General features: G+C 60.9%; 6 protein-coding genes. 3 read left to right on the top strand and 3 right to left on the bottom strand.

Going from position 1 to position 12,411, the window contains the following annotated elements; translation table 11 throughout:
• Positions 1 to 161 precede the first annotated feature (161 nt).
• Entirely contained in the window at positions 162 to 1,553 is a 1,392-nt protein-coding gene (locus F8N49_RS19340) for an aldehyde dehydrogenase family protein (protein ID WP_110601075.1), read from the bottom strand.
• A 104-nt stretch (positions 1,554 to 1,657) separates the two neighbouring features.
• Here F8N49_RS19340 and F8N49_RS19335 point away from each other — a divergent pair, with 104 nt between their 5' ends.
• Positions 1,658 to 2,536, top strand: a complete 879-nt coding sequence (locus F8N49_RS19335) for a LysR family transcriptional regulator (RefSeq protein WP_038862196.1) — start codon at positions 1,658 to 1,660, stop codon at positions 2,534 to 2,536.
• A 12-nt stretch (positions 2,537 to 2,548) separates the two neighbouring features.
• Here the strand turns inward: F8N49_RS19335 and F8N49_RS19330 are convergent, their stop codons facing one another.
• Together F8N49_RS19330 and F8N49_RS19325 are read right to left on the bottom strand one after the other, a co-directional pair.
• Positions 2,549 to 3,172 carry a glutathione S-transferase family protein gene (locus F8N49_RS19330; RefSeq protein ID WP_122703986.1) on the bottom strand — a complete coding sequence of 208 codons (624 nt, stop codon included), beginning with the start codon at positions 3,170 to 3,172 and terminating at the stop codon, positions 2,549 to 2,551.
• Between the two features lie 116 nt (positions 3,173 to 3,288).
• Positions 3,289 to 4,107: an alpha/beta fold hydrolase gene (locus tag F8N49_RS19325; RefSeq protein WP_073471151.1), complete on the bottom strand. Its 819-nt coding sequence runs from the start codon at positions 4,105 to 4,107 to the stop codon at positions 3,289 to 3,291.
• Between the two features lie 223 nt (positions 4,108 to 4,330).
• Between F8N49_RS19325 and F8N49_RS19320 the strand changes: the two genes are divergently transcribed.
• Together F8N49_RS19320 and F8N49_RS19315 are read left to right on the top strand one after the other, a co-directional pair.
• Positions 4,331 to 6,037: a ShlB/FhaC/HecB family hemolysin secretion/activation protein gene (locus tag F8N49_RS19320; RefSeq protein WP_151552166.1), complete on the top strand. Its 1,707-nt coding sequence runs from the start codon at positions 4,331 to 4,333 to the stop codon at positions 6,035 to 6,037.
• 25 nt (positions 6,038 to 6,062) lie between these two features.
• A partial coding sequence (locus F8N49_RS19315) for a filamentous hemagglutinin N-terminal domain-containing protein (protein ID WP_151552164.1) occupies positions 6,063 to 12,411 on the top strand: 6,349 nt, incomplete at its 3' end.

Genomic DNA, 12,411 nt, shown 5'->3' with positions numbered 1-12,411 from the left:
CAGCTCCCACAGGGTTTTATGGTGTTTGCTGTATCAGTGTCCATCGCAGTATTTGTGGGAGCTGGCTTGCCAGCGATGGCGCCGGTGGATTCGGCATCTTCATCGCTTGATACACCGCTTTCGCGAGCAGGCTCGCTCCCACAGGTTTTACAGCACCCGGCTTATTTACGATCCAGCCACACGGTCTGCGCGTTGCAGAATTCCCGTACGCCAAAGTGTGACAACTCGCGACCGAAGCCGCTCTTCTTCACGCCGCCGAAGGTCACACGCGGATCGCTCGCCGAGTAGCCGTTGATGAACACGCCGCCGGTTTCCAGTTCGCTGGTCAGTTGCTCGGCCAGCGCGACGTTGGCGGTGTAGATCGTGGCGGTCAGGCCGAAATCGCTGTCGTTGGCCAGGGCCACGGCGTGCGCGCAATCGCGGGCGGTGATGATCGAGGCGACCGGGCCAAACAGTTCTTGCTTGAACGAGGTCATGCGGTCGGTTACATCGGCCAGCACGGTCGGTTCGTAGAAGTTGCCGGCGCCCTCGGCTTTTCTGCCGCCGAGCAGCAGCGTCGCGCCTTCCTCCAATGTGTCACGCACTTGCTGATCGAGTTCATCACGCAGATCGAAGCGCGCCATCGGCCCGATGTAAGTGTCAGCGTTGAGCGGATCGCCCATCTTCAACTGGCGTGTCGCTTCAACGAACTTGCGGGTGAATTCCTCGACCACGCCTTGTTCGATGATCAGACGTTTGGCAGCCGCGCAGACCTGGCCGGAATTCTGATAACGACCGACCACCGCGGCGTGAACCGCCTCATCCAGATCAGCATCGTTGAGCACGATGAACGGATCGGAGCCGCCGAGTTCCAGCACGCATTTCTTCAATGCCGCACCGGCCTGAGCGCCGATGGCCATACCGGCGCGGACGCTGCCGGTCAGCGTCACAGCGGCGATGCGCGAATCGGCGATGGCGCTGGAAACGCCTTCCGGGGTGACGTTGATCACCTCAAACACGCCCTCGGGAAAACCGGCGCGGACGAACGCATCGCGCAGCAGATAAGCGCTGCCCATCACGTTCGGCGCATGCTTGAGCACGTAAGTGTTGCCAGCGATCAGCGTCGGCACCGCGCCGCGCAGCACTTGCCAGATCGGGAAATTCCACGGCATCACCGCCAGAATCGGCCCCAGCGGACGATACTCGATACGCGCTTTTCCGCCTTCAACCTGGGTGGCTTCGGCGTCGAGCATGGCCGGGCCGTGTTCCGCGTACCACTCGCAGAGCTTGGCGCATTTCTCGATTTCGCCACGGGCCTGGGCGATCGGCTTGCCCATTTCCCGGGTGATCATGGTTGCCATCGCTTCTGAGGTTTCACGCAGCGCGCCGGCGAGGGCGGTCAAAAGGCGCGAACGATCCTGCAGCGGCTTGCGCTTCCACTTGCCAAAAGCGAAGGCAGCGCGAGTCAGTGCCGCATCAAGGGCAGCGGCGGATTCAAACGCGTAATGACCGATCTGCTCGCCGGTGGCCGGGTTGATCGAGATGGCGTGGGTCTGGCTGGAAATCTGGCTCATTGACGTTGTCCTGTAGGTTCGTCGGATGGGCCTAGAGTAGGGTGGCGTTAGTTTTCTTGAAACTGAATAATAAAGATCGTTTCTTTCACGATCGGAGAATGACTGTGGATCTGGTGCAACTGGAAATCTTCAAAGCGGTGGCCGAGCACGGCAGCATCAGCGCTGCCGCCACGCAGATTCATCGCGTGCCGTCGAACCTGACTACACGGATCAAGCAGCTTGAGCAGGACCTCGGCGTCGATCTGTTCATCCGCGAGAAGAGCCGTCTGCGCCTGTCGCCGGCCGGGTGGAGTTTTCTCGAATACACGCGGCGCATTCTCGATCTGGTGCAGGAAGCCCGCGCTACGGTGGCAGGCGAAGAACCCCAGGGCGCGTTCCCCTTAGGCTCGCTGGAAAGTACCGCAGCGGTGCGCATTCCCGAACTGCTGGCGGCGTACAACCAGCAGCACCCGAAGGTCGACCTCGACCTGTCCACCGGGCCATCGGGGACGATGATCGACGGCGTGCTGTCCGGGCGTCTCGCCGCTGCATTCGTCGACGGCCCGGTGCTGCATCCGGCCCTGGAAGGTGTGCCGGCGTTCGAGGAGGAAATGGTCATCATCGCGCCGCTCAATCATTCACCGGTCGAACGTGCGGCGGACGTTAACGGCGAGAATATCTACGCCTTCCGATCCAACTGTTCCTACCGTCACCATTTTGAAAAATGGTTCAGCACCGACGCTGCCGTACCCGGCAAGATCTTCGAAATGGAGTCCTACCACGGCATGCTCGCCTGCGTCAGCGCCGGTGCCGGCCTGGCGCTGATGCCGCGCAAAATGCTGCAGAGCATGCCCGGCAGCGCGACGGTCAGCGTCTGGCCGCTGACGGCGGACTTCCGCTATCTGACCACTTGGCTGGTGTGGCGCCGGGGCACGGTGTCGCGCAGTCTGAGCATGTTCGTGCGTTTGCTTGAAGAGCGTGGCGTGGTGCGTGAGCAAGCCTGATCGAGCGCATCTTTACGGTGTGCCATTGCGCCCGTACAAACGATAACCGTCGCGCTGATTCAAGCGATCGTAATAGGCGCGCACCGCAGCCAGATTCCCGTGATCGAGCGGCGTTTCGAACCAGCGATTCACTGACAGCCCGATCGGAATGTCCGCCAGGGAAAACTGCTCGCCACTGACGTAAGCGCCAGTCTTCTCCAGTTGGCGGTCGAGGATTTGCATGTTGCGCATCCAGTCCCGGCAGCCGGCGGCCAGGGCATCGCCGTCCTGATAATCCGGCGACTTGCGCACCAGCGCCATCAGCGGGTACGACCAAGAGCGATTCAGCTCCGAGGCCTGCCAATCGATCCACTGATCGACTCGCGCGCGGGCGATGGGCTCAACCGGATATAAATGCGCACCGCCGTAACGCGTCGCCAGATAACGAATGATGGTGTTGGATTCCCAGAGAGTGAAATCACCGTCCTGGATCACCGGCACCATCGCGCAGGGATTGAGCGCGAGAAACTCCGGCGTGTTCGGCGACTGGAAGCCCGAACCCCAGTCTTCGCGCTCGAACGGGATGTCCAGTTCAGCACAGGTCCACAGCACTTTGCGAACGTTGATCGATGAGGCTTTGCCGAGTATTCGCAGCATGGGATTTCCTTCTCCGGGTAGTGGACGCAGAAAAAATACCATAGCGCAAAACACAAGGCCCGCATTGCGCGGGCCTTGGTTCATCAGCATCTGACTACGGCTTTTGCCGGGCGGGATTACCGGTTGAGGAACGCCAGCAGATCCTCATTCAACGCCTGCGCATGGGTCACGGCAAACCCGTGCGGCGCGCCCGCGTAAACCTTCAACTCGGCGCCCTTGATTTGCGCAGCGGCCTGCTTGCCGGTGGTTTCGAACGGCACGATCTGGTCGCCGTCACCATGGATCACCAGGGTCGGCACGTCGATCTTGGCCATGTCCGGGCGGAAGTCGGTTTCCGAGAACGCGGTCACGCAGTCGACGGTGCCTTTGAGCGAGGCCAGCAGCGCGATGTTCAGGGTTTGCGTGAGCACGCCGTCGGAGACTTTCTGGCCCTGATTGGTGCCGTAGAACGGCGCGTTGAAATCAGCGATGAATTGCGCACGATCCTTCAGCAGGCCGGCCTTGATGCCGTCGAACACCGATTTGTCGACGCCCTCGGCGAAGTCGGCCTTCTTGCCGAACAGCGGCGTCACCGCACCGAGCAATACCAGGCCGGCAACGCGCTCGCTGCCGTGGCGGGCGATGTAGCGGCTGACGTCGCCGCCACCCATCGAGAAGCCGACCAGGGTCACATCGCGCAGGTCCAGATGGTTGATCAGGCCGGCGATGTCATCGGCGAAAGTGTCGTAGTCGTAGCCGGTCCATGGTTGATCGGAGCGACCGAAACCACGGCGGTCGAAGGCGATGGTGCGATAGCCGCGACTGCTCAGGTATTCCATCTGGTATTCCCACATGTCGGCATCCAGCGGCCAGCCGTGGCTGAACAGCACGGGCTTGCCGCTGCCCCAGTCCTTGTAATAGATCTCGGTGCCGTCTTGGGTCTTGAAGGTGCTCATGCAAACTCCTTGTGATCGTGTGTGGCAAGAATAGATGCCGAATGGGCAACGGCCACTATCCGCGCAAAACGCGCCCGCCACTTGTACGCAGGTGCTGGTTTCACCCGTATGAAAGCGCGGCAAATCCCGATGAGCGGAACAAACTTAAGTTTGACGTCAAAATGATGGCCCTCTAATATCGCGCCACTATTTTGATGTCACTTTTTATGTCGAGGGATCGAACATGTTTTCACCCGCCTTCACGGCGCGGTTGTGCCTGGCGCTGCTCTGCCTCTCTCCGCTTGAATCTGCCTGGGCCGCGCCCACTCCTGGTGAAACCGACCTGATCCGCGAACGTCAGAACCGTTTGCTCGAAGAACAGCAGCGGCGCCTCGAAGAACTCAAGGATCTGCCCGGCAAAGACGCCAAACCGGCGCAACCGACAGCACCCGCCGATACGCGCTGCTTCACCATCAAGGACATCGAGCTCAAGGGCGCCGACAGCCTCTCGGAGCGCGACAAGGCGCGTCTGCTCAAACCCTATATCGGCGAATGCCTCGGCGTGCCGCAGCTCAACGAGCTGCTCAAAGTCATCACCGATCACTACATCGAAAAAGGTCTGGTCACCAGCCGCGCTTATCTGCCGCAACAGGATCTGTCCGCCGGACACCTGAAAGTGCTGGTGGTCGAAGGCAAACTCGAAGGCATGAAAGGCGCAGAAAACAGCCAGCTCTCGGATCGCGAACTGGCCATGGCCTTTCCCGGCAAAAGCGGTGAACTGGTCAACCTGCGCGAGATCGAGCAAATGGTCGACCAGCTCAATCGCCTGCCGTCCAACCAGGCCAAAATGGAGCTGGCGCCGGGGCAGAATGTCGGCGGCAGTGAAGTGCGCGTGACCAACACGCCGCAGAAGCCATGGCGCGCCGGCCTGTCCCGAAGCAACGATGGCCAGCGCAGCACCGGCGAGCAGCAGTGGGGCACCTCGTTCGACTGGGACAGCCCGCTGGGTCTGGCTGACCAATTGAGCCTGCGTGGCGGCCACGATGCGATGACCGATCATCAGCACACCTCCAACAACGCCATGCTCAATTACAGTCTGCCGTGGGGCTGGTGGACGTTCAGTTACACCTACAGCCAGAGCGAGTACCGCTCGCAGATCGCCGCCAACGGCTACAACTTCAAGCAGACCGGCGACAGCGAAAACCATCAACTGCGCGCCGAGCGCGTGATCCATCGCGACGCGGTCAGCAAGACCTCCCTCAGTGCGGGACTTTCGTACCTGCGCAGCAACAACTTCATCGAAGACAGCAAGCTCAAACTGAGCAGCAATCGCATCAGCGAAGCGCAATTCGGCTTCAACCATGGCCGTCGCATCGGCAGCGCATTCGTCAACTTCGACGCTGGCATGCAGGAGGGCATCGGCGCTTTCGATGCGCAGGGCAGTCACGATCCCGGTCCCGGCGAACCGGATGCACGCTACCGCAAATACACCGCAACCCTGAGCTATTTGCAGCCGTTCAAATTGCTCGGTGAATCCTTCAGCTTCAGCAGCCTGATGACCGGCCAGCGCAGCGAAGATGTGCTGTTCAGCCCACAGCGCACCAGCCTTGGCGGCTCGGCGTCGATCCGTGGCTACAAGGATCAATCGCTGTCCGGCGACAGTGGTGGTTACTGGCGCAACGACCTGCGCTGGAGCCGCCCGGTGACTGCCGAATGGCTGCGGCCAGTGTTCGCCGAGTACGGCACCAGCCTCGGTTACGACCAAGGCGTAATTCGCGGCGATCGCTACAACGGCGATCAGCACGGACGCATGTCGAGCAACTCGCTGGAGCTGTTCGCACGTGGTCAGCATGTGGCCGCCAGCGTGACTTTCGCGCATTCCCTGGAACGACCGGACGCGCTGACTGAGCGTGAAGCGCCGATCTATTTCCGCCTGGATTTCTTCATTTAATTTTTGCCCGCTTCGAGATTCTGATATGGACATTCGCCACCTGGCCTTCCTGGCCAGCCAACCTTCTGCAGCCGTAAAAAAGCGCGAGCAATTCTGCGGCATGCCCAAGCGTGGTCTGGCCTTTTTGCTGGCGAACGTCATGTTCTGGCAACCGGTGTGGGCGCAGGCGGACGGCATGGTTGTCAGTGCACCCGGCACCAGTCTGGATCGCGCCGGCAATGGCGTGCCAATCGTCAACATCGCAGCGCCCAATGGCAGTGGCCTGTCGCATAACCAGTTCCACGACTACAACGTCGGTGCGCAAGGCGTCATCCTCAACAACGCCACCGACCGCATGCAACAGACGCAACTGGGCGGGATCATTCTCGGCAACCCGAACCTGCGTGGCGCAGCGGCACAAACCATCCTCAACGAAGTCAATGGCGGCAGCCCGAGCCAGTTGCGCGGCTACACCGAAGTCGCAGGGCAATCGGCACGGGTGATCGTTTCCAATCCTTACGGCATCAGTTGCAATGGTTGCGGTTTCATCAACACGCCACGTGTCACGCTGACCACCGGTAAACCGGTGCTCGACAATGGTCGCCTGGAGCGCTTTCAGGTTGATCAGGGAAGCGTGTCGATTGACGGCGTCGGTCTTGATGCAAGCAATGTCGACAGTTTCGAAATCATTACCCGCAGCGCGCAGATCAATGCACAGATCCACGCAAAAAACCTGAACATCACCACCGGCCGCAACGACGTCAACGCCGACACCCTCAACGCCACCGCCCTTGCCGATGACGGCAGCGCCAGACCACAACTGGCCATCGACTCCTCGGCGCTCGGCGGCATGTATGCCGGCGCCATCAAACTGGTCGGCACCGAGCAGGGCGTTGGTGTGAAGCTGGCGGGGGATCTTGCCGCCAGCGCCGGTGACATCCGGATCGACGCCAATGGCCAGCTGACCCTGGCCAAAGTCACGGCGGGTAATGCCGTCGATGTAAAGGCCAAAAGTCTCGATGCCCAGGGCGCGGTTTATGCCGGTACGCAGGTCACCGTACAAACCGCCGAAGACCTGATCAATCGCCAAAGCCTCGCTGCCCGTGACAGCGTCAGCCTGAGCAGTGGCGGCAGGCTGACCAATACCGGTGTGATTGAAGCCGGGGTAAGCGCAGACAACAGCCGCAACGCCAATGGTGATCTGTCGATCAACAGTGCTTCGGTGAGCAACAGTGGCAGCGTGTTGGCCAGCCGCACATTGCACGCCAGCGCAGCCGACACGTTCGAGAACCAGAACGGTACCGTGCAGGCTCAAGACCTCACTCTGAACGCGGCGCGCCTGGTCAACCAAGGTGTGAATGCGCGTGTTTATGGTGAAACCCGTCTGGTCGTGAGCGCGCCGGCCATCGTCAACCTCAGCGGCTTGATTCGCTTCGCCGATGGGCAAGCGGCAACACTGGTGGTCGACAGTATCGACAACCGTCAGGGCCGTATCGAAATCGCCGGCGGCAGCCTCAAGCTCAATGCTCAGGAGGTAAAAAACACCGGCGGCAAAGTGATCGCCGGTCGCCTCGACGTGGACGCCCGTCAACTGGACAACAGCGGCGGCCTGATCGGCGCCAGCGACGGTGAGGCCAAGGTTGTCGCCCGCGAACGTCTGAATAACGGCGCGGGCAAGATCCAGGCGAAAACCACACTGGCACTGTCGGGAGGGGAGTTGCTCAATCAGGGTGGGACGCTGGCAGCCGACGACATTCACGTCACGGCCACTCGCCTCGATAACAGCGCCAAGGGTGTGATCAGCGCGGAAAAAGGTGCTGCTGATCTGACGCTGATGCAGGATTTCGATAACCACGACGGCAAGGTGCAGACTTCGGATCACTTGACCGTCACTGCGCAGAGCATCAACAACCGCAACGCAAGTCTGACGGGCAAAACCCTCGAGGTGGCCAGTCGCGGCACGCTGGATAATACGCAAGGCGCGATTTCGTCCGATGACAGCGTGGTTTCCAGCGCAGACCTGGATAACAGCCTTGGCCTGATCCAGGGGACCGATCGCCTGAGCCTGACCGCGCAGGATCTGCAAAACGCCAGCGGCCAACTTTTGGGCGGCATCGTCGACGCAAACCTGCGCAATCTGATCGGCAACAACGACGGCACGCTCAGCGCCGAAACCGGGCAACTGACGCTCCTCGTCCAGCAGCACTTGAACAACGCATTGGGCCGTCTGCAATCCATCAAAGGCGATGTCGAATTGCGCGCCGGCTCGGTCGATAACCGTGGCGGTGTCGTCGCCGCCCGGCAATTGCTGGTGGTGGCCAAGGACGGATACGTCGACAACCGTGGCGGGCGGATGATCGCCGACGGCCTGGAGTTGCACGCGGCCAGCCTTGATAACCGTGCCAACGGGTTGTTGGCCGCAGGTGCCGATGGCGCGCGGTTGATCCTCAAGCAAAACTCGCCGGGCCAGTCGCAACTGCTGAATCAACAGGGCCGGATTCAGAGCGAAGGTCAGTTGCACATCGACGGTGACGAGGTCGACAACAGCGCCGGTGTCCTGCTTGGCAACGCTATCGACATCAATGCCAAACAACTTGGCAACAACGACAAGGGCGGCATCGTCGGTAATGGCGGCGATGTCGTCCTCAACATTGCCGGAGTCTTCAGCAACGTCACCGGTCTGGTCGATGCTGGCGCACAGCGCTTGCTCCTTGATCAACTGACCTCGCTGGATAACCGGGGCGGCACCCTGCAAGGCAAGCGCCTGGACATCAATAGCGCCTGGATCAACAACAACGCTGCCGGGCAGATCATCGCTGGCAGCGACGGCCTGAAGATTACTGGCAAAACACTGCTCAACCAGCAAGGTGTGATTCTGGCCAACGGCAGCCATGCCGAACTGGCGCTGAACAACGGCAATTTGCAAAACCAGGGCGGCACGCTGCAAGCCGACTCGGTGAGCATCACCAGTGCCGACCTCGACAACAGTGCAGCCAGCGGCAAGGCCGGGCTGATTTCCAGCCTGATCGATGACCTGACGTTGACGGTAACGCGCCTGACCAACCGCGCCGGCAAAATGTTCGGCAAGGATCAGGTGATCTTCACTGGTACCAGCCTGGACAACACCAGCGGCGAGATCAGCGGTAATCAGCTGGGGCTCGAAGCCGTCGGGCAGGTTCTCAATCAGGGCGGCCTGATCGAGTCGGCGAACAGCCTCAAGCTGACTGCCAGCGGCTTGGATAACAGCGCCGGCGGCCAGCTCCGCGCCCTCGGTGGCGCTGCGAGTCAGATCAAGCTGACCGGCAATCTGTACAACCAGAGCGGCGTGATCGAAATCGGCAGTCAGGACCTGCTGCTATCCGGTGCCGAAATCAATAACTTCAGCGGCAATGTGCGCCACGCGGCACAGGGCCTTTTCGACCTGGATGTGAGCCAACTGGCCAACAACCAGGGCAGTCTCACCGGGCTGGGCAATGGTGTATGGGATGTCGGCTCGGTCAACGGTGTTGGTACCTGGCAACTGAACGGCGGGCTGACCTACACCAGTGCGCAGAACCTGACGCTCAATGCTGGCGAACGGATCGCCAGTGCTTCGGCGCTCAGCCTCAACGTGGCCAACCTGAACAATGCCGGACAATTGCTCAGCGGCGGCGATCTGGCGCTGACCCTCGGCGGCAATCTGCTCAACGGCGGCAAAGTCTCCGCGCAGCAGAAACTCACGATCAGCGCCAACGACGTGATCCAGCAGGACGGGCGACTGGTCAGCGGCGGCGACACCGTGATGACCTTGCGCGGCACACTGGACAATCTCGGTCGCCTGATCGCCAACCAGAACCTCACGGTGACGGCGGCACGGATCAACAACAAAGGCACCCTCGGCGCCCAAGGCAATCTCGAATTCACCGCCGCCAACGGTCTCTACAACGATGCCGACACGCTGCTGTTCAGCGGCGGCACGATGAAGCTGCACGGCAACAGCCTGAATAACTATTACGGCGATATTTACAGCCGCGGCAACATGAGCTTCGACGCTGTCGATGGCGGGCGCGCGGCGTTGTTCAGCAACTTGTCGGGCACCATCGAAGGCGAGGGTGACGTCGACATCAACGCGGTTTCCTTCGAAAACGCCAAAGCCGAGTTCGAGCTGACTTCCGGTCAGTCGTCCGGCAGTTTGAGCTGGGTATGCGGTCAGCACTGCGATGGTGGTGATGGCTGGAAGCGCGGCACCATCACCATCACTACCCAATTCAACGACGAGGTGCTCAAGGACTCGCGCGCGGCGCGATTCGTGGCAGGCAAGAACTTCACCATCCACGCCAACCAGGTTGAAAACCGTTACAGCCTGCTGGCCGCCAACGGCGACCTGACCGTGACGGCTGACAGCCTGCTGAACCAGGGCGCGGAGTCGCGTTCGGGGACGCGTGTGGTGAAAAGGGGCACCCCTGGGCGTATCGACAACAGCCTCTGGGACAAGATGGAGTTCGTCGATGTTCCGGCGTTCAACGCGGCTACCGCGGCCGGCAACTTCGATCAGGCGCGGTTCGATGAACTGATCAGTCGCTCCAGTGATTCGCGATTCTCTTTGATGAGTGACGTCACCACCTGGAATGCAAACGGCAACGCCGTTTACGCTGCGGTGATGCAGGCCGGCGGCAAGGTCAAGCTCGACGTCACCAACAGCATCCAGAACGGCACGCTATACGACAACACTTATGGTCAACTGACAGGTTCTCTGGCCAGCGACCAGACTGACGCGGTCGGCGGCATTAACATCAACCTGGGCAAACATAGCACCGACGCTGTCGCCCAAACCTCCAGATCCGTTACCCGAATCGAGCATGTCGACGCCGATGGCGTGAAGCAGATCAGCTTCACACCGGTGGACTTCAAAGGTGTGCCGTTCGCCGCAGTCGACCCGACGGCTTCCTCGACCTTCCGGTTGCCGAAAGGCCCGTACGGCATGTTCGTGCAAAGCACCAATCCGCAGAGCCGTTATCTGATCGAAACCAACCCAGAGCTGACTCAGACGACGGCGTTCATGAGCTCCGACTACCTGCTCGGCAAGCTCGACTTCAGCGCCGACGAAGCGGCGCGTCGCCTCGGTGACGGGCGCTATGAATCGCGGCTGATCAGCGACGCCGTCATGGCCCAGACCGGCCAGCGTTTTCTCGCCGGTGGCCTGGAGAACGACTACGAGCAATTTCGTTATCTGATGGATAACGCGCTCGCCAGCAAAAATCAATTGAACCTCTCAGTCGGCGTCAGCCTGACCTCGGCGCAGGTCGCTGCGCTGACCCACGACATTGTCTGGATGGAAGAGCGCATCGTCGACGGCCAGAAAGTGCTGGTGCCGGTGTTGTATCTGGCGCAGGCCGAGTCGCGCAACGTGCGCGGTGGCAGCCTGATTCAGGGCCGAGATCTGGAAATGCTGGCCGGTAGCGATCTGGTCAACGTCGGCACATTGAAGGCCAGCAACGACGTGTCCGTCGACGTCAAGGGCAGCCTCTATCAGGGCGGTCTGGTGGAAGCCGATGAGCGTATCAAACTCATGGCCACCGACAGCATTCGCAACGCACTGGCCGGCGAAATCCGTGGCAATCAGGTCGAACTGACGACACTCAAGGGCGATATCGTCAACGATCGTACCGCCATCGCTGTGCGTGATGGCAGCGGCATGCGCACCCTTGTCGACGACGGCGGCTTCATCAGCGCTCGCGACAGCCTGACCATCAAGTCCGGACAGGATCTGACCAACGCGTCTGCCATCAGCAGCGGCGGTGACGCCAGCCTGAGTGCAGCGCGCGACATCAACCTGTTGGCGACACGCGACGAAGACGAACTCCACGAATCATTCGATGGCGGCCACCGCTCAGTCATTACCTCCACCGTGGAAAACCTCGCGTCGACAGTGAAAACCGGCGGCGACCTGAAGCTCGATGCCGGTCGCGACATCAACGTCGTCGCCAGCACAGCCGAAGCCACCGGCAACCTCGCCGCCGAGGCCAAGCGCGACATCAACATGTCCTCGGCCGGAGATGAACACAACGTTGAAACCCATAGCAAGGACGGCAAGAAACGTGTCCATGAACAGGATGACCACACTGTTCAGAAAGCAGCTGAGTTCATCGCCGGCGGCGACGTAAAAACCAGTTCCGGGCGTGACACCACACTGGTCGCGAGCAAAATCAGCGCAGGCAATGAAGCCTACGTCTACGCCGGTAACGACCTCAATCTGCTGGCCGCGCAGAACAAGGACCACACCCTTTACGACATGAAGGAGAAGGGCGGTTTCGGCAACCTGAAACTCCAGCGCGACGAAGTCACCCAGGTCACCCACGTCGGCAGCGAAATCAAGACCGGCGGCAACCTGTCTCTGGTCAGCCTGGGCGACCAGC

The organism is Pseudomonas sp. GXM4 (genome assembly GCF_008923895.1).
Classification (GTDB): Bacteria; Pseudomonadota; Gammaproteobacteria; order Pseudomonadales; family Pseudomonadaceae; genus Aquipseudomonas; species Aquipseudomonas atacamensis.
Note: the sequence above shows the minus strand (reverse complement) of the source record. Positions and strands in the feature narration are given on the sequence as shown.